The sequence below is a fragment of the Agarivorans litoreus genome (assembly GCF_019649015.1).
GTDB lineage: Bacteria > Pseudomonadota > Gammaproteobacteria > Enterobacterales > Celerinatantimonadaceae > Agarivorans > Agarivorans litoreus.
Genome location: NZ_BLPI01000001.1, coordinates 3,140,295 through 3,159,990, shown reverse-complemented (window position 1 = coordinate 3,159,990; position 19,696 = coordinate 3,140,295). Strand labels below are relative to the sequence as shown.

The 19,696-nt window shown below is 43.2% G+C and carries 13 protein-coding genes; 6 read left to right on the top strand and 7 right to left on the bottom strand.

Annotation, left to right across the window (positions count from 1 at the left end):
• Positions 1-8: 8 nt before the first annotated feature.
• Positions 9-722 carry a substrate-binding periplasmic protein gene (locus K5L93_RS14525; RefSeq protein WP_220720481.1) on the bottom strand — a complete coding sequence of 238 codons (714 nt, stop codon included), beginning with the start codon at positions 720-722 and terminating at the stop codon, positions 9-11.
• Positions 723-1,547: 825 nt separating this feature from the next.
• Here K5L93_RS14525 and K5L93_RS14520 point away from each other — a divergent pair.
• Positions 1,548-1,688: a hypothetical protein gene (locus K5L93_RS14520; RefSeq protein WP_220720480.1), complete on the top strand. Its 141-nt coding sequence runs from the start codon at positions 1,548-1,550 to the stop codon at positions 1,686-1,688.
• Positions 1,689-2,023: 335 nt separating this feature from the next.
• A complete protein-coding gene (locus tag K5L93_RS14515) occupies positions 2,024-3,685 on the top strand; it encodes an AMP-binding protein (protein ID WP_220720479.1) in 1,662 nt (553 codons plus the stop codon).
• Between the two features lie 76 nt (positions 3,686-3,761).
• On the opposite strand, the gene K5L93_RS14510 is transcribed toward K5L93_RS14515, so the two are convergent.
• Positions 3,762-5,024: a carbohydrate porin gene (locus K5L93_RS14510; protein WP_220720478.1), complete on the bottom strand. Its 1,263-nt coding sequence runs from the start codon at positions 5,022-5,024 to the stop codon at positions 3,762-3,764.
• A gap of 554 nt (positions 5,025-5,578) precedes the next feature.
• Between K5L93_RS14510 and K5L93_RS14505 the strand changes: the two genes are divergently transcribed.
• From K5L93_RS14505 to K5L93_RS14495, 3 genes are all read left to right on the top strand, one after another.
• Positions 5,579-6,676 carry an endo-1,4-beta-xylanase gene (locus K5L93_RS14505; RefSeq protein WP_220720477.1) on the top strand — a complete coding sequence of 366 codons (1,098 nt, stop codon included), beginning with the start codon at positions 5,579-5,581 and terminating at the stop codon, positions 6,674-6,676.
• 200 nt (positions 6,677-6,876) lie between these two features.
• Complete coding sequence (icd, locus tag K5L93_RS14500; protein ID WP_220720476.1) at positions 6,877-8,136, top strand: NADP-dependent isocitrate dehydrogenase; 1,260 nt, start codon at positions 6,877-6,879, stop codon at positions 8,134-8,136.
• 182 nt (positions 8,137-8,318) lie between these two features.
• Positions 8,319-10,688, top strand: a complete 2,370-nt coding sequence (locus tag K5L93_RS14495) for a methyl-accepting chemotaxis protein (RefSeq protein ID WP_220720475.1) — start codon at positions 8,319-8,321, stop codon at positions 10,686-10,688.
• 770 nt (positions 10,689-11,458) lie between these two features.
• On the opposite strand, the gene K5L93_RS14490 is transcribed toward K5L93_RS14495, so the two are convergent.
• The 3 genes from K5L93_RS14490 to K5L93_RS14480 all read right to left on the bottom strand — a co-directional run bounded on the left by K5L93_RS14490 (position 11,459) and on the right by K5L93_RS14480 (position 13,947).
• Positions 11,459-11,968, bottom strand: a complete 510-nt coding sequence (locus K5L93_RS14490; protein WP_220720474.1) for a P-loop NTPase family protein — start codon at positions 11,966-11,968, stop codon at positions 11,459-11,461.
• Between the two features lie 267 nt (positions 11,969-12,235).
• Complete coding sequence (locus K5L93_RS14485) at positions 12,236-12,799, bottom strand: hypothetical protein (RefSeq protein WP_220720473.1); 564 nt, start codon at positions 12,797-12,799, stop codon at positions 12,236-12,238.
• Between the two features lie 200 nt (positions 12,800-12,999).
• The gene (locus tag K5L93_RS14480) at positions 13,000-13,947 is read right to left on the bottom strand and encodes a LysR family transcriptional regulator (protein ID WP_220720472.1); all 948 of its coding nucleotides are present in this window, start codon (positions 13,945-13,947) and stop codon (positions 13,000-13,002) included.
• Between the two features lie 591 nt (positions 13,948-14,538).
• On the opposite strand from K5L93_RS14480, the gene K5L93_RS14475 reads away from it, so the two are divergent.
• Entirely contained in the window at positions 14,539-16,326 is a 1,788-nt protein-coding gene (locus K5L93_RS14475) for a putative bifunctional diguanylate cyclase/phosphodiesterase (protein WP_220720471.1), read from the top strand.
• Here the strand turns inward: K5L93_RS14475 and K5L93_RS14470 are convergent.
• Entirely contained in the window at positions 16,323-18,629 is a 2,307-nt protein-coding gene (locus tag K5L93_RS14470) for an FdhF/YdeP family oxidoreductase (RefSeq protein WP_220720470.1), read from the bottom strand. The two genes, K5L93_RS14475 and K5L93_RS14470, sit on opposite strands and share 4 nt — an antisense overlap.
• On the bottom strand, positions 18,619-19,563 hold the full coding sequence (locus K5L93_RS14465; protein ID WP_220720469.1) for a formate dehydrogenase accessory sulfurtransferase FdhD: 945 nt from the start codon (positions 19,561-19,563) through the stop codon (positions 18,619-18,621). Before K5L93_RS14465 ends, K5L93_RS14470 begins: the two co-directional genes overlap by 11 nt.
• Between the last annotated feature and the right edge of the window lie 133 nt (positions 19,564-19,696).

Below are 19,696 nucleotides of genomic sequence, written 5' to 3'. Positions count from 1 at the left end.
AAAAAGACCTAAAAGTCGTCTCGATTAAGCCTAATGGCACGATTAATGTCATCCAAATACTCTAAGCAGGGAGAAGATTTAGACATCACCATATAAATCGGTTGTTTAATTATACTGGGCTGTAAATCCACCAATGAGTCGGCATATTCTGAAGTGGCAATTTTTTGCCTGCCACCATGGGTGGCATATAGCAAATAGTCAGCTCTTTTTAAGGCAATCAGCCTAATAGCTCTATCTAGGTCATCCATTGTAGATATGGTAAGGTTTTGCTTGGCATAGCTATCAAACTGGTCACCAAAGCTACTGCCTAACAGCTGTATGCCACGCTTGCCCACTAGGCTTTCTACATCGCTAAAAGCTGCTCTTTCCTCTATGTGAATAAACGCAGAGCTATACTCAACGCCTACCGCTTCGCTATAAACAAACTTGTTACCTCGCTGTTGATTATAAAAAGCAGCAATAATTACATCTAGATCGCCGGTTTCTAGCTGCAAAAACTGCCGCTTCCAGGGCACCATAGCTTGATAATTTGGTTTTATACCAACATCGGAAAATACTTTATTTGCTAACTCTACCGCCAAACCTTGCAATGGAGCTTGCGAGCTCTCTCTGTATGACACACCAAACCAATTGTGCTCACCATTAACTCTAATGGTTTCACACGAAGCCTGCGCAGAGACAATAACTAAGTAATTAAGAAAAAGTATTAATATACGTAACACCGCTGCTTCCTTTCTTGTCCCCTAAGCTAACACTAGTAAAAACAAGGCTATTATCAAGCTTATAGGCGGTAAAAGCTGACAAATATAAGCTACCACCAAATAGGATATAGTAATAAACATTGACTTCCTATAATGCCCTATAAGGGCGCCATGTCTGCATCCACTGAGCAACTTGAAGCATTTGTTTATACCAAGGAATGCGGAGGCTTTGCTGATGAGGCGCGTAAACTAGGAAAACACCGCCCCCCTTAGCCACTTGGTTAATGACCTAGAGCAAGAGCTACGCCAGCTTAGACAAATCGGCTTCAACTTTGTCAATCAGTTGGGTTTAGCGAGTTCTCAAACTATTAGCCACCGTTTAACTCGCGCCAGCAATAGTCAACCAATTATCAAATGAGTAAAAACAGATTTAGCTTAGGCTATTTTGCGTCGCTATTTATGCGAGCCGTTGTTTGCACAACAACAGCTTAGCGAGTTTTGGGGGAGAGGGATGAGCAAAAAACATTGGCACTGAGACATTGCTTGGCGAAAAGAGCAACAACCAAACCTAGCAATCCAAGTCCTCACTCACTACCTCTGTAAACTCGACGACAACTAAGTTATAGAATTTTATCTCACAAACCCCACTTAAACCTGATTAAAAAGCCAAAATATTCATAATTAAACACCGTTTAGATGAAATGAGTCACATACAAACTTAGAGATATAATTTACATCCCAAAGAGAGTTTTTAGTGTCGCTTTATCAATTTAAACTGCAAGCACGCGTTAGCAGCATAGCTAAAGCCGACAAGCAGAGGACATTCTCATAGGCAATACTTTAGATATGATTAGAATAGGTATCACTTTGGCAGCGTCATGCAATAACTTAAACAAATTTGCCACAGACGATTTAAAACGAAAAGTAGCAGAAGTGCAGGTTGTTGCTAACAACATCATCACTCAAACACAGCAAGAAAATGACTAAGTACTAATGCAGCGCCTAAATATCACTCCCATTGTTCGTTTAGGCTTTGCTAGTGAGAAAACTCACTCTCCATCATTCAAAGACTTCAAAGACTTCGCTAGCTTCAAATAATTCCATCACTTATTGCCACTTCATCCACAAAACTGGTTACTTGAAGAAATTGGCTAATGATTTAGCTCAACGAATCGCAAAAATGCACTAGGGTTTATGACACCAATCAGCTAACCTTGCGGCAAAAAATAGATATGCCCCGAAACAGTATTTTATCTGCTTGGTAAAACAAACTTGTTAACCAAACAGTATTAAACATGCCAAATAGTGGGTGAGGATAGAATATGAATTCATCAGACCAACCTTGGTTAAAAAGCTACCCCGATGATGTACCAGCTGAAATAAATACAGAGCAATTTGAAAACTTACTGGAATTGTTTGAACACAGCTGTAAAAAATTTCCTAAACAAACAGCTTTTGTCAACATGGGTCAAAGTCTCACTTATCAAGAGCTAGACCAAAAATCGCTCGCCTTTGCCGCTTATCTGCAGCAAGAGTTAGCCATGAAACCCGGCGAGCGTATCGCCTTAATGATGCCAAATGTGTTGCAATACCCTATTGCGCTATATGGTGCACTGCGTGCCGGTTTAGTGGTGGTAAATGTCAACCCGCTTTACACGCCGCGTGAGCTAAAACATCAACTTTGTGACTCAGAAGCTACTGCAATTGTGGCTGTTACAAACTTTGGGAATAGCCTTCAGCAAGTCATCAAAGACACCAAAGTTAAACACATTATTCTTACTCGTATTGGCGACCAACTGGCTGTGCATAAACGCACTCTAGTGAATTTTGTGGTCAAATACGTAAAAAAAATGGTGCCGAAGTACAACTTGCCAGGTGCCATTTCAATGCGTCGCGCTTTAACCCAAGGCAAAACAATGGCCTACCAAAAGCCGCAGCTAAATAGTGATGATATTGCTTACTTGCAATATACCGGCGGCACAACGGGTGTAGCAAAAGGGGCTATGTTAACTCACCGCAATGTGTTAGCTAATGTTATTCAAGTTTACTATCACTTTGGGCCGCGCACCTTGTTTGATAAAGAGCATGCGGTAACACCGCTGCCGCTTTATCACATTTTTGCCAATACCGTGAGCATGATGTTCATCATTTACATTGGCGGCAATAACTTGTTGATAACCAACCCACGAGATCTTAATAGCTTTGTAAACGACCTGCGAAAGTATCCGTTTACCATGATATTTGGTCTAAATACGCTGTTTAATGGTTTACTCAATCACTCAGGATTTAGGCAGTTAGATTTCTCTAAAGCGCGTTTTACCATTGCCGGCGGCATGGCTACCCAAAAGCACATCGCCGAACAATGGCAAGAGCTTACCCAAATGCCAATTATTGAAGGGTATGGACTTACCGAGTGTTCGCCAGTTGTGGCTGCAGGTACCCATCAACAACAAGCCTTTATCCCCTCGATCGGGGTACCGATGCCTAGTACTCAAATTAGAGTTGTTGACGAAGCAGGCAACGAACTAGATGCTGGTGGTGTAGGCGAGCTGCAAATAAAAGGCCCACAAGTAATGCGTGGCTATTGGAAGCAACCAGAAGAAACTAGCAATGTAATGACTGAGGACGGCTGGATCAAATCTGGTGATATTGGCAGGATGGATGAACAGGGCTATTTCTTTATTGAAGACCGAAAAAAAGACATGATATTAGTCTCTGGCTTCAATGTGTTCCCAAGTGAAATTGAAGAAGTTGCCACCTTGCACCCTGCGATTATTGAGGCGGCCGCAGTAGGTGTGCCAGACGACGTAACCGGCGAACGTATTCGCTTGTTCGTAGTGTGTAATGCGCGGATTAGCCGAGATGAAATAAAAAAACACTGCCGAAAACACCTCACTGGCTACAAAATGCCTAAAGACATTGTATATCGTGAAGAGTTGCCTAAAACCAATGTAGGTAAAATTTTACGTCGCGAGTTACGCTAACAAAAAGGGCGCAGCCAAGCTGCGCCAAAACTCAAATACACAGTAAGTAAAATTATTAGATGGCTAATCTAGTGGCCTACCACCAAGACTCAAACATTGCGCCTAAAGCTAAAGTATCTTGCTTAGCTTCTATCGATTCATTACTACGAACCTGATTATCTGCTCGGCCAGTTGTAGCGTAGAAACGCAGCATTGGGCGGGCATTAGCAAATGCATTAATCGTTACGTTTTGCGATAGTGTTACCTTCCACGCAGTGTTCTTACCACCTTGGTCGTAATCAACCACCGAGTAACCCGCTTCTAGCCAAGTAGAGTGAGTTTCGTTCCAATTGTACATAGGACGAACAATAGCACTATAGTTGGTACGGTCATCCTCAGCTGAGTTGGCATCGTAATTATGGTAGGCTCCTAAATACTCTAAAGCGACTTGCTCGTTAAAGTTAACCGCGCCTTCTAAACTCAAATACAATGTAGTTAAATCATCTGTTTTATCAAATACACTGGCATCAGCATTGTCTGCATGCCGAGCAATAAACTGGTTGCGACCTTTGGACCATTTTTGGTCTAAAACAGCGGCTAAGTGGTAAGCATTGATCTTATCTTCGTTTTTAATAACGCCGTTATCATCATACTGGTCACTTTCAAAACCATAGTTGAATAGGAAACTTAAAGATACTGAATCTGCTAACTGCAGAGCATGTAACTTAGAGGTTAAGGCATAGTTACCATTATCTCCTGGCCCGTCAACCTGACCAACTACCGAAAAGTCTAACTTGGCCATATCGCCTAACTCAAGATTGTAAATACCACCACCTTGGCCATCATGGGTCATCCAAAAGTAATCGTTTAAACCCTGTTGTGGTCGCTGGTGGAAGTCTCGTCCCGCCCAAATATACGCATTAGGTTGGGATTCAAAAATGTTGGTTCCACCTGCATAGAATTTTTTAAGTGCTATATCTCCATATTCATCTGGTGCTTTCCACCAATTTTCTAGCATTAACACAACATCCCAAATGGCACCACTATCACTTTGGAAGGCCTTAGCAAATTGGAATTCGCCACCATTGGTTTCGTTACCTAAACGACCTGCAGCCCGACCCGCTAACTCACCTTCTGCTTGAACATACTTTTGAAAATCATCTGAGTAATGCAAACCGTATCGGGCATAACCTGAAAATATAATGCCCTCTTCAACCACAAACTCAGGATCCAAAACGATCGGCTGAAGATCTTTAACCTGTTGAAATTGCTCAGAATTAATCTCATCTTCTGCAGCACTAGCGAAGGGAGAACAAGTAAGTGCGATTGCCACCGCAGATGTAAGCGCTTTCACATTCATTTAAAAACTCCTGAAATAATAATTATTTTATATTTTTATTCTGCCAAAATAGTTACAACGGCAGGCGGATAGAATATAACTCCAAATAATCGACATTATTGAGAGCAATGTCACGCATGAAAACCTTACCAAAGATTGAGATCACAAAAATAACAGCAATAACTGTAAAAAAATAAATCAATAAAAATTACCCAAACTGAAGACTAAAATCACAAATAAAAGTGATTTTATGAAATAAAAACCCATGATGAGCAAAATAGAAGCATAGGCTAAAGTATTCAGCGGAAACAAATTAGGCGAAACAACGTTCCTGCATACTAAATCAGCACATTGTAGCCCACCTTGCAAAAAACAGATAAGACACTGAATTAAAAGGAAATAATAACAACCAGCCTTATCAAGGCTAGATCACAAAAACTATTTTCTATAAGACAATTAATGTTTTTAACAATCGCGTGAAAGCGCTTTAATCTGATTTAATAACCCCCATTTGAAGCAAGTGACTGCTTTAACTCTGCGTTGTTATTAACGTAAATAAACATGAAGGAATATTTATGCGTATTTTGCCATCAGCCCTACTTTCAACCGCTGTATCTATTACGTTAATAGGCTGCGGAGGTGGCGGCTCAGAACCAGAAGTCCCTATTAATATCCCACAGATAGAAAGCCTAAAAGCACTAAGCTCTACTTATATGGGAGCAGCAGTTCCTGCGGGATACGAAGGCCAATTTAACAACGGTATTGAAACACGCCCAGAATTGCAGGATGTTGTTATTCAACATTTTGATCAGATCACTGCTGAAAACATCATGAAATCGGCATACATACAGCCTCGCCAAGGCGATTTCACTTTTCAAGATGCTGATAAGCTTGTGGATTGGGCACTCGACAACAATATTACAGTACATGCTCATGCTTTAGTGTGGCACTCACAAATGCCTAGCTGGATGGAGAACTATCAAGGTGACTGGCTCACTATGATGGATAGCCACGTAAGCACCGTGGCCGATCACTTTAAAGGCCGTGTAGTAAGTTGGGATGTGGTAAACGAAGCGTTTGATGACAGCAGCTCTGGCGGCTTTGCACCTTATCGAAACAGCCCTTGGTACCAAAACTTAGGTAAAAATTTCATCCCCGAAGCATTTAAGATGGCTCACGCTGCAGATTCGGGTGTTGAGCTTTATTATAACGATTACAACATCGAAGACGACGGAGCTAAGCTAGCCTCGGTACTAAGAATGGCCGATGAGTTACTTGCCGATGACATTCCCATTGATGGAGTTGGCTTTCAAATGCACGTTAACTACGATTGGCCAAGTGCTCAAGCCATCGGCACTTCTTTTGCCAAAGTAGTGGCGAAAGGCTTAAAGGTAAAAATTACCGAGCTTGATATAAAAATGAATCCAAACGGTGACCGAAATACTTTTACTGCCGCTATGGCCGAAGAGCAAAAATTACGTTACCAAGAAATCATCAAAGCCTATTACGACAACGTACCTGCTAATTTACGCGGCGGCATTACGGTTTGGGGTGTAAGTGACGCTGACAGCTGGATCCCTCACTTTACCGGCCACAATGATTGGCCACTGTTGTTTAACAGCAGCCTTGAGCAGAAACCTGCCATTGAAGGTGTAGCCAACGAACTAAAATAGAGAGTAAGGCTAAGGGTTGTTTATCTTTCGCGGTTAAATTTTTTTTGTAAAAGATAAACAGCCCCTAGCTAGCAAACGAGCAGCTAGCCGTTTCTTTTAGCTTAAATCCACACTAGGTCACTTCTTACTACACACAGCGTTGCCCCTCTTTAACTAGCCAAGTAAAGTAAAACTAAGCACTCGTTACTTTTAGGCTCTACATGCCATATCAACATATTCGTGTACCCGCTGGCGGAGAGAAAATAAGCCTTAACCAGCAGCAAGAATTACAGGTTCCCGACAAACCCATTATCACCTACATAGAAGGTGATGGCGTGGGAGTAGACATTACTCCAGTGATGTTAAAAGTGGTTGATGCCGCCGTTGCCAAAGCCTATGGCCAACAACGAAAAATTATGTGGATGGAAGTCTTTAATGGAGAAAAGGCCGCCAACATGTACGATGGCGACTGGTTTCCACAAGAAACACTAGGTGCAATCCGTGAGCATAAAGTAGCCATTAAAGGGCCACTTACTACACCGATTGGTGGCGGCTTTCGCTCGCTCAATATATCCCTGCGTCAAGAGATGGATCTGTTTGTAAATATTCGTCCGATTCGTTGGTTTCAAGGGGTGCCCTCACCACTTAAAAATCCTGAGCTAACCGACATGGTGGTATTTAGAGAGAACTCTGAAGACATATACAGCGGCATCGAATGGAAAGCCGGCAGCCCTGGAGCAGAGCGAGTAATCGACTTCCTTCAACAAGAGATGGGCGTAACAAAAATGCGCTTTAGTGAAGAGTGTGGCATAGGGATAAAACATATCTCGGAGCAAGGCTCAAAACGGTTGATCCGCCATGCGATTCAATACGCATTAGACCACCAACGCGACTCCGTTACTCTAGTGCACAAGGGTAACATCATGAAATTTACCGAAGGCGCCTTTAAAAATTGGGGTTACCAATTAGCCCAAGAAGAATTTGGTGCTCAAACCCACAGCAACGGCTATTGGTTGGAGATCCCGCGAGACGACGGCCAAGCCCCGCTAGTGGTCAAAGACATTATTGCCGATAGTATGTTCCAGCAGGTGACCTTGCACCCAGAGCTTTACGATGTCATTGCTACCATGAATCAAAATGGAGATTTACTGGCCGACGCATTAGCTGCCCATGTAGGAGGAATTGGCATTGCACCTGGCGCTAATATGAGTAGCGAAGTAGCCTTTTTTGAACCCACACATGGCACCGTTCCCCGCTTAGCTGGACAAGATAAAGTAAACCCCTGCTCTATTATTTTATGCGCGCAAATGATGCTAAAACACATCGGTTGGATAGAAGCAGCCGACCTGATTAGCCAAGGCGTAGACGGTGCCATTGGCGCACGCACCGTCACTTACGACTTTGCTCGGATGATCGACAATGCTACCGAAGTAAGCTGCTCTGCCTTTGGCGATGAAGTGATCAAACACATGAGCAGCTAAACACTCTGCTGTCATCAACCAAGCAGAGCCTCTCAACACGCGAAGCTTTGCTTAAAGCAAAATTTAAGAGAATAGTCTACTGTTTGACTTGCATCACAATTAGCCGTGTTTCACGCTTGCTGGTTTAAAAAAAACAGCACTAAACTTTATGATAAACCTAATAATTTTATAAGACTGTTGATATGAAGTTACAATCCAAGCTGTTACTTAGTACCTCTGCACTTACAGTAATCTTTGTCATTACTAGCTGCATAATTCTTGGTGGAATTACTATCGCAGAATCGAAAAAGTTATTATTGGCTAACGCTGAAAATCAACTCATTTCCAACCGTAATCAGGTGGCTAAACAGGTAGAAGGTTATTTTGAAACGATACGAGGGCAAATAGAAACCTCAGCAAGTAACTTAATGTATCAAGAGGCAATGACGCAGTTTAAGAAGGCCTTTTTCGAGCGCCCTCTAAATAACACATCAAATCAAACTTTAGAGCAGTACTATAATCAAGAGTTTGCGACCGAATACCGCAAGCACAACCCAGGAGAGTCTTCTCCGGCAAGTCAGGCATTTAAGCAACTTTCGCAACGTAGTAAAGAGTTTCAGCAAATATTTATTGCCAATAACCCGGCTCCACTAGGCAGTAAAGACCAACTCATTATCATTAACGAAACCAATGCCTACGCACAAGCTCATGCCAAGTATCATTCAGCTATTCATCATTTCCAACAAGAGTTTGGTTACTATGATGTATTTTTAGTCGAGCCCGATAATGGCTACATTGTTTATTCAGTGTTTAAAGAACTCGATTTTGCAACATCCTTGTTAGACGGCCCATACCAAAACACCAACATTGCTCAAGTGTTCAAGCGAGTATTACAAACCAAGCAAACCGCTTTAACCGATTTTTCTGCCTATCCCCCTTCTTATGATGCCCAAGCAGCCTTTATCGCAAGCCCTATTATGGCAAACAATAGTTTACTCGGCGTATTGATTTTCCAAATGCCTATCGACCGGCTAAATAACATTATGACCCATGACCATAGATGGAAAACATCAGGTTTAGGTGATAGTGGAGAAACCTACCTAATTGGTGCAGACGGTTTAATGCGCTCTGATGCGCGCTTCTTAATTGAAGATCTCTCCGCCTACTTAACTGCAATGAAAACATTGGGCATGCCCGAACAACTCATCAAGAAGATTAAAGCTGAAAAAACCTCTATGGGCCTACAAAAAATAGATACCCAAGGCAGTCGAGCGGTGCTTGGCGGAAAAACCGGTACCGCAGTGTTTGATGATTATCGCGGAGTAAGTGTTGTGTCAGCTTACCAACCTTTATCTATTGAGGGCGTAAGCTGGAGCGTACTAAGTGAAATGGATGAAAGTGAAGCCTTGCTTTTAGCCGCAAAAATACAAGAAAAAACCATTAGTAGTTTAATTAGCTTAGCCATTGCCGCCTTAGTCATTGCCAGTTTAGTAGGTTGGTTACTGGCGAAAACAATCACTGCGCCAGTCAGGAAAATGCTCACTACAGTCAGCCAACTCTCATCGGGGCAAGGAGATCTTAGAATTCGACTTGCAGAAAAAGGTGACGATGAAATATCAACACTAGCCAAAGGAGTTAATCAGTTTATCGGTTATTTAGATCAAACTTATTCTAAATTAATGGGTTCAATTATTAGGATGGCCCCGATGTCTGAAGACGTTAAAGACATTAACGATTCACTCTCGGGTTATGCCAAAAACACCCAAGAACAATCGGAAAACCTCCGCGAACAACTTACTTTAGCCTTAAAAAGTAGCCACACCGTCACCCAAGAACTTAACAATATAAAATCAGCAGCCGAACACGCCACCGGAGAAATCACCATTGGTCGTGATACAGTAGTTTCTACAGCAAACAAAATGGCGACACTAAAGCAAAACATTGTTAGTACCTCGTCTGCGGTAACCAAACTAGAAACAGATACCGATGAAATTGTCAGAATTGTTGATGTAATCAAAGGTATTGCTGAGCAAACCAACCTATTAGCCTTAAACGCCTCCATTGAAGCCGCTCGAGCAGGAGAGATGGGAAGAGGATTTGCCGTGGTTGCCGACGAGGTGAGAGGGCTAGCATCACGAACTAAAGAGTCAGTAGACGATGTCACGACCATCGTAAATAAAATTACCCTCAGTACCACTCAGGTAACGAACATCATGGAGCAAGGGCTAGCCTCAACGGAAGAATGCTCGCTAAAAGTTAATCAAACACAAAGCAGCTGGGGCGACATTGAAACCGCCATAGCCACAATCGAAAAATATGTACTAAGCATCGACTCCGCGATTCAGCGGCAACTTCAATCCCTAACAGGTGTATCTGACAATTTTCAACAAATGGACGCAAGCTTCGATAGCACCTTAGAGTCTATTCACTTATGTGATCATGTTAGTGCCGATATCAGTAAACTGGGTGAACGGCTATTAGAACTAACCAACAGTTTTCAAGTCACCGATAATGATTTTTCTAGTCAACGGCGTGAAAAAGTACGAGCAGCTAACCCAGAAGAAAACAGCTGAGCTTAATCCAGCAACGATGAGTACCTATCAGGTAGCGTCGCTGATGTATCGTTTATCTATCATTAGGGCAAAGCTAACATACTTAACGACCAAACAAATCACTAATGTCAGTCTTTGGTAGCACGATTTAAAGGCTCTGAATACCGAACAAAATAAACTGCTTATAAGCACTTGTAGTAGCATTTCAAACAGTAACCACGACACTAAACTCAGAAATACGTGGTCCCTTTGGGTATTGTTCACAGATTCAAACCATAATTCTGAGTTAGGCTTAAAGCCCCCTAATTAACTCTTCGACCTAAAGTGGGCTACTCTATCTCCTTTAGCCTCCGAGATAGTTCGACAATAATTGCCGTTAATTTCAACTGGTAACTTTAATAATTACCTCAGTAGATACTTTGGTCTATTAAGTACATATCCAGATAACAGAGGATTAAATTGATCCCTCTTCTAACGGTACAGGCTTTTTTAAGCAGCGATGGTCAGCCCCAGCTAAAAAAGCTGATATCTCATTAGATATGATGACTAAACTCCCTTCGCAATACTGGTGAACAATAAGAACACACTGGATAACGCCAGACAGCTAATTTGGCAGGTAATTATTACACTCAAACGCTGGAATAGCATATTGCTTGGATGACAGCTACCTAGCCAATGCACCAACACCGTTGCTTAGAACTTTGCTCGAATGTTCGACAATGCTACCGAAGTAAGCTGCTCTGCCTTTGGCGATGAAGTGATCAAACACATGAGCAGCTAAACGGGTATTTTTAGACTTGTTCAACAAAGCGGTTTAATTCCTCGATTGAACGAATCACATAAAGCTTTTTGCCCTTAGCTATGGTTTGTAGCTTCTGCATAAAATCATCATTCCAAAACCTAGGGCAGAGCTTCAAGGTTTTATAGCTCTGCAGCGTTCCCTTAATCACCGAGCTACCACTAGGCCAACCAGCTGGTTTAACCAATAAGCCTTTTAGTAGCCGTTTAGTCACCAGCCAGTAACTCACTGAATAAGGCAAATTGATGTAAATAAGCGTATCGGCAACCTCAAGACGCTCATAAAAAGAAGAAATTGGTCCAAAGCCGTCTATTATCCAGCTGTCTGAATGTAATATCGCACGATGCTTTTGATCATAAACTTGGCGCTCTATTTGGCTGCCATCAGGCTTGAATAAGATGGAGTCCAAAGCGTGCAACTCGAGATGCGTTGCTTGGGCCAAGCCCTTGCTTAAGGTTGACTTGCCGCTGCCTGGTTTTCCAAATATCGCTACTTTTTTCATATTACCTCCCCAAAATACCCCAGAGGCAGAAATAGAAAACCCGCCTCAAGGGCGGGTTTCTAAATTTTAAGCACATTAGCAAACCCACCATTCCTAAGGAATGATGATAATTCGTGCTGAAAAATGGCTAAATAATATACTCATAAGCCAATGTTTATCGATATCTGGATTAATGTCAACCAAGGGTGTTGCCACTTAGCTAGCAAGAATAGCCATAACAAGTAAAAGCCAAGCTAAAGCTAGGCTTTTACAAACTCTAAGCAAGGCTTAACCATGGCTCACCATAGCTTCGGTATCGTGGTATTCAGCACGTTTACGTGCTTGAGCAATACAGGCTACATTGTCTACTGGGCGAATCACATCTATATGTTGCGAACCGAAGCCCATTAAACAATGCGCGCGAGCAAACACCGCTTCCATTAACTCTGCTTCAGCTTGATTGGTGGTGCTAAGCGATAGCATCATATCTTGCTTGTTAGCAATTACCGTTGTGGTTAACACATCCAATAAACAGCTTGGGATGGCGCAGCTGTATTCATCTAAAATGGCTTTGCTGCTGCCATGGCTGATATTGATTGTGCTAGGCTTCTCAGCGCTGGCTTGGCACTGCTTTAAGTGGATTTCACAGGCCATCTCTTGGCAGCTCTGGTTTAGTTTACGGTAAGTTCCACCAAATTCTTCTACCAAGACAGACAGCGCTTCAAAAAACTGAGCCGCATCGGCAGTATTGTTGCCTAGCAATTTTTGCTCAATAAATGTCGCAAGGGGAGCGTCAATAAATAGGTTGTCTTTGTGTTGGTAACCTTGACCGCTTTGTTGTGTTGTATTCATGGTCAAATTCCTTCTGGTGGTGTTTTGTTATTGTTTTATTGGCTAAGTAAGCCGTTTAGCTAAGCCTCAACTTCAAGATAGCGCGCCACCAAAATAAAATGAAATTGTAGTTTTCAATACAAACTATAGATTTAATGAATAGTAGTAGGCTAAAACCCTTATTTTGCTATTTCCAGAAGTGTGAATTCATCAGCCGTACACTAGCGATCCAACACCGTAGTTGAAAACTCAGTAAGTGAACGGCGCAACCATTGGTGGGCTTTAGAGTGTTGTAACAAGGGGCTCCAAATCATTTTGGTCTCGATAGGTACAATTTGAAAAGGCACTCTAACAATGCGCAAATCGGGGCTGTCTTTATACAGCATGGCTTGTCGGCGCGGCAATGTAGCCACCAGCTGAGGCTGAGCCACCAATAAACCTGCCAGCGCATAATGGCGTGTATACACCCGAATATTACGAACTTGTTCTAACTGCGCCAAGGCCTCATCTACCCACCCCAACTTTTGGCTGGCGGCTTGATTGCCAATACTGGTTTCTGCGCCCCAGCCTGCTCGATTTAACCAAACATGCTCGGCCGCTAAATAACTGGGTAAATCTAAGTGGTCTACATAAGGATGGTCTTTATGTACCAAGCAGCAAAAGTTATCGCGCCAAATGCTTGATTGGTGAAAGGTTTTTGGCAAGCTGGTAAAGCGATTAATGGCTAAATCTATCTGGCCTTTTTCCATGTCACCTAAACGAATATCACCAGGCGCATAAATATCAAAGTTAATTTTGGGCGCACTACTAAGCACACTTTGAATAAAAGGCGCCAACAAGGTTGCTTCTATGTAGTCGTTACACATTATTCGAAAAGTCACGCTGCTTTGCTCGGGCGAAAAATCCTTATCTGGCTGAGTGATCTTCTCGGCCATGCTTAATAAGCTTACAATTTCTGGCTTTAACTTGGTGGCTTTTTCGGTGGGCGTCATGCCCTCTGCGGTGCGCACCAGTAGAGGATCATCAAACAGCTCTCTAAGGCGTTTAAGGGCATTGCTCATGGTAGGTTGAGTAAGCGCTAACTTGCTGGCTGCTCGCGAAACATTGCGCTCTTCTAGCAACACATTTAAGTAAACGAGTAGGTTTAAATCGACCTTTCTAATATTCACAAAAACTATACTCTACACAAAAGTGATTTATTAACCCAATGTATCCAGCTCACTGCTCGCAGTAAAGCCTCTAGTATAAAAAGCATGTAACACCAAGAAACCACGTTTTTCACAACATTAAATTTGACAATATTTTTGGCTTTTTCAGACCAATAAACAACTCGCTTCAGTTAAGCTAACGCACTTTTTAAGGACCGTGAACAAACACACAACAGATAAAACTTAAGCTAGCTCTATGTTTTGCATACTTTATCTACCTGCTAATTAGTAGATTCTAGGGATCCTTAGCTATGCTTTACTGCAAGCAGCTAACTCATTTGATTCAACGGTGGCCAAAAGAAAATACGTAAACCATTTAGGCACGCTCTAAGCCAATACATTGGTCAATTGAGCTAGCAGACAACTAGGTTTAGCAAGGTAATCCTTATCGACAATAAACAATTAAAACAGTGTAACGAAAGAGATAGAGCCAACCTGTTGTATGGCAATGCGTTTTCTGGCATTTTAATCTCGATAATCGCATCCAGTTTTTTAGTTTTTGCCTTCAACATTGACGGAACTCAACAATTTAAATACGCCTGGTGGATAGTAATGACAAGTTTGTTACTTATTCGATTGCTGGATTGGCGAGTATGGAAACACCGCGAACAACATAAGACTTTTAACGGAAGAAAAGCCATTCGGCGTTTCATATTAGGCGCAAACATTACCGCTGTAATGTGGTCAGTTTATATTCTCAAAGTGATTTCTAATCCACTTAGTGGTGATATCGATTTAAGCACTCACATTATAATTATTTCTGCCATGGCCGGCGGCTCTGCCACGGTGTTAGCAGGGCATAAGTATACAGCGATGGCTTATGCATTTATCTTACTGGCTCCACCCTCTGTAGGTTTACTGTTCTCTGACATTTACGAGCGACAAATGTTGGGGATACTCGGCATATTATTTGGCATTGTAATGCTGGTTATCGCGAAGAAAACTGCCGAGTTTACTGCCCAAGCGGTACAACTAAAAAACCAAAATGCAGTGCTGGTTCATCACATGGAAGAAAAGGTAGAGAGGCGTACCCGTACCATTTATGAACTGTCGAACTTAGACCCTCTCACCGGTTTATTTAATCGCACTGCCTTTTTGCAGCACTTAAAGCTTCGCCTACTCGAGGCCAAACAACATCACCAGTCATTAGCGGTATTGTTTATCGACTTAGATGGCTTTAAAAAGATTAACGATGCTATTGGGCACGATACTGGCGATCAAGTATTAAATAATACCGCGCAGCGCCTAAAACACCTTTGTCATAATCATCAACTGCTATGCCGCTGGGGTGGTGATGAGTTTTTACTGGCTATAGAAGATTGCGATGAATCCCTCGCGATAAGCCGCTCAGAAGAGATTATTCAAACCCTATCTGCAGCATATACCTTTGCCAATAATCGTTTGTCAGTTGGTGCAACGGTGGGCATCGCGCTTTATCCACAACATTCAAAAAATGAACACAGCCTAATTCGTCTTGCCGATACCGCAATGTACGCCCAGAAAAAGCGAGCGCCCTCTACGGTTGGCGTGTTCTCAGACCAGTTAGAAAAACAAATTCACCGTGAATTACTGTTAAAAGATGGTTTAAGCCAAGCAGTAGATAAAGATCAGCTGCATTTGGTCTATCAACCGATCATTGACGCTAATAATTGCCAAATAGTCTCCTTTGAGGCTCTGCTGCGCTGGCGCTTGAATGATGAGATGATCCCGCCCGATGAATTTATTAGTATTGCCGAACAATATGGCTTGATTAGAAACATTGGCCAATGGGTATTGGAGCAGGCGTGTCAAACCGCCAGCAGATGGGCGCAGCGCCACCCCATCGCCATTTGTGTGAATGTCTCGGTGGCTCAATTAGAAGATGATGATTTTGTAGACATTGTAGAAGCCGCTCTACAAAGCAGTCAGTTGGCACCGGAGTTGCTGCATATCGAAATGACCGAATCGGTATTTACCAGCGACATTGGTTTATTGGCCGAGCAAATTAAAGCGCTGCAAGACAAAGGAGTAAAAGTATCGATTGACGATTTTGGTACTGGTTATTCTTCGCTATCCATCATGCAAGATTTAGCGGTAAATATTGTTAAAATTGACCGCTCTTTTGTGGAGCGTATTGATACCAATGGCTATGCCATTATTACTGCGGTAATGCACATGGCCAAGGCCCTAAACTACTCGGTAGTGGCTGAGGGCATAGAAACCCAAAGCCAAATGAATACTCTGCGCAGCCTTGGGGTGGACTACCTGCAAGGCTATTACTTTGCTAAACCCTTGCCTATTGACCAAGTTGAACAACTGATTAGCGCTGAGCAAGCCCCTAAGTTATTGGCCGAATCTTAAGCCTGCGCTATATCTATTGGCGTTTGCTTAGAGGCACTCAACACTATGGCGACCGACTTAGAGGTTGGCGTATCACTAAAATCCCCTTTACTCGCTAATGGCACCAAAGGGTTTGCCTCGGGGAAATAAGCCGCCGCATTGCCCTGAGGAATGTCATAGGCAATCAACTTAAAACCACTCACCTTGCGCTCTACTGCATCGGGCCAGAGCGTTTCTATATCCACCAATGCGCCTTCTGTAAAACCTAAAGCTTGAATGTCTTTCGGATTAATCAGTAGTACTTTACGTTCGTTATGAATGCCACGATAACGGTCTTCAAAACCATAAATGGTGGTGTTGTATTGGTCATGCGACCGCAAGGTTTGCAACACTAATACTCGGTCTTCACTTAATGCGCGCACTTCGGCGGGTAAAACATCATCAGGCAGAGGATGACTAATAAACTGGGCTTTGGCGGTCGCAGTATTCCACTCTCTACGCCGCGCACTATTTCCTAGGTAAAAACCACCAGGCTGCTGTATTCGTTGATTAAAGTGCTCAAAACCTGGAATGGTCTGCTCGATATAGTCACGAATATTGTCATAGTCTTGCACGCAAGCTAACCAGTCGATAGGTGACGCCCCTAATACAGCGTTAGCAATGCCAGCAATAATCGCCGGCTCAGAGCGCATATCATCGGCACTTTCATCCACCAAACCGGCAGAGGCATGCACCATAGAGAATGAGTCTTCAACAGTTACTTTTTGTGGCCCCGCAGCTTGCATATCGACATCGGTGCGACCAAGGCAAGGCAAAATAAGTGAGTATTTCCCCGGTGTTACGTGGGTACGATTAAGCTTGGTGGCAATGCTCACGGTAAGCTCACAGTTTGCTAACGCTTGCTCACTTAGGCCGGTATCTGGCGCTGCAGCCACCAAATTGCCACCTAAGCCAATAAATACTTTGCTCTGGCCGGTTAACATTGCTTCAATGGCCTGCACGACGTTGTGACCGGATTTGCTTGGTGGGGTAAAGCCAAACACATCTTCAATACGTTTCAGAAATGCTGCGTTGGGTTTTTCGTTAATGCCCATGGTCCGGTCACCTTGCACATTTGAATGGCCACGCACCGGACAAACACCTGCCCCCTCTTTACCTATTTGGCCAAACAATAACTGCAAGTTAGTGATTTCGTTTATCGTTGCCACCGAGTGTTTATGCTGAGTAATTCCCATGGCCCAAGCGATAATGACTCGCTCCGACTGCTGATAAATATCGGCAACACTTTCTAGCTGCGCTTGGCTAAGCCCCGATTGCTGTTCAATATGCTGCCAAGAGCTTTGTTCAACCTCAATTAAGTATGCTTCAATTCCCTGCGAGTGCTGTTCAATAAACGCTTGGTTAAACACGCTATCACCATGGCGTAAAGCTTGTTGATGACGTTCCAACAGTATTTTTACTATGCCACGAACCGCCGCCATATCGCCGCCAAGTTTTGGCGTGAAATAGTGACTCGTTGTTGGGCTGGCAGCTCCACCCAGCATTTCTACCGGCTTTTGAGGATTGGCAAAGCGCTCTAAGCCGCGCTCTTTAAGATTATTAAAGGCCACCACTTTTGCACCACGTTGCGTGGCGTGAGCCAAGGTTTCAAGCATTCTAGGATGGTTAGTGCCGGGGTTTTGCCCAAACAAAAAGATCGCATCGGCCAGCTCAAAATCTTCTATGGTAACCGTGCCCTTACCTATGCCAATACTGGCAGTAAGCGCATGACCACTGGCTTCGTGGCACATATTGGAACAATCAGGAAAATTGTTGGTGCCATAACGGCGTACAAACAACTGATATAAAAATGCCGCTTCGTTACTGGCTCGCCCAGAGGTATAAAATTCAGCTTGGTCGGGGCTGACTAACTGATGTAGGTGCTCTGCTATCAACTTAAAGGCATCATCCCATGAGATGGCTTGATAATGGTCACTGCCCGGCGCAAAAACCACTGGCTCGGCTAAGCGCCCTTGGTACTCCAAAAAGTAGTCACTTTGCTTGGCTAACCACTGCACCGAGTGCTGGGCGAAAAAGCTAGCGTCAACCCGCTTGGAAGACGCTTCCCAGTTAACTGCTTTTGCACCATTTTCACAGAAGCGAAAAGTGGCTTTGTGTGCCTTTTCACCCCACGCACAACCGGGGCAGTCAAAGCCATGGTCTTGATTGGTATTGAGCAAATTCTTGAGATTTTTAGCTACATTTTCGCTTTTTACGAGATGCTTCGCGGTGCTAGCTAAGGCAGCCCAACCTCCGGCAGCACCTTGATAAGGTTTATGACTCATGCTGGGACCCACCCTCTTTACTTATTCGCCATGGAGCGTGATAAACATTAAATTGGCTGTCTTTAGTGAAGCCAATTAAGGTGATATTAAATTGTTTTGCTACCGATAATGCCAAGCTAGAAGGAGCTCCAACCGCCACCACTACCGGTATATTGGCAATCAGCGCTTTTTGCATTAACTCAAAACTCACTCGACCACTTAATACCAAAACGCTGCAAGCCGCCTGTTGAGACTCCAACAGCAATTGGCCTAACGCTTTATCTAATGCATTGTGCCTACCGATATCTTCGGCAACACTAAGGAACTTGCCATCAGCCCAAACACCTACACCATGCACCGCACCACTTTGCTTAAACAAGGGCTGATGTTCTTGTAGCAAGCTAGGCAACTGATAAATAAGTGATGCGGCTAGCCACTCTTCTTGCATGTCTAATTCTGGCTGCTGATTTAAAGCCAAGGCCTTAACAGAGCTAGCACCACACAAACCACAACTTGAATAGCTGGCAAAATTACGCTCTAGTGCCGCCCAGTCAAATTGGCGTTGTCGATTGAGTTGTATCTCTAGGTGATTGTAATCTTCAACTTGCGCAGCCGTAGCCCCTTGAGCAAAGCGAATATCGTCTATGTCGTTTAGTGACTCTATAATATTTTGGCTTTGCAAAAAGCCTAGAACCAAGGCCACGTCGTTCCCAGGTGTGCGCATGGTAAGACTAAGTGGCCGCTGCTGATATTGATTGGTGCGTTGGCAAAACCATTGCAAAGAAAGCTGCAAGGGCTCTTCTATCGCTAAACAATCATGCTTAATTTGTGTGGAACACACAGCTTGAGCAGAAAAGCGCTGAATGCCTGTATGCAAGCTAGCCTTAGCTTTAGCGCTAAGTTCTTGCAGGACTGCCAATCCAAGATTCGAATGTTGTTGCTTAGGCTTTAGCATTTCGCTCCTACTTAAAGGGGTAATACCAATCGTACTAAGTAACTGTTCATTCTATCTGGCTAAAATACTTGATAACTGCATTAGAATTTTTGACTGTAGAATAACCACTTATCGAAAAATTCTGCCTTATTCT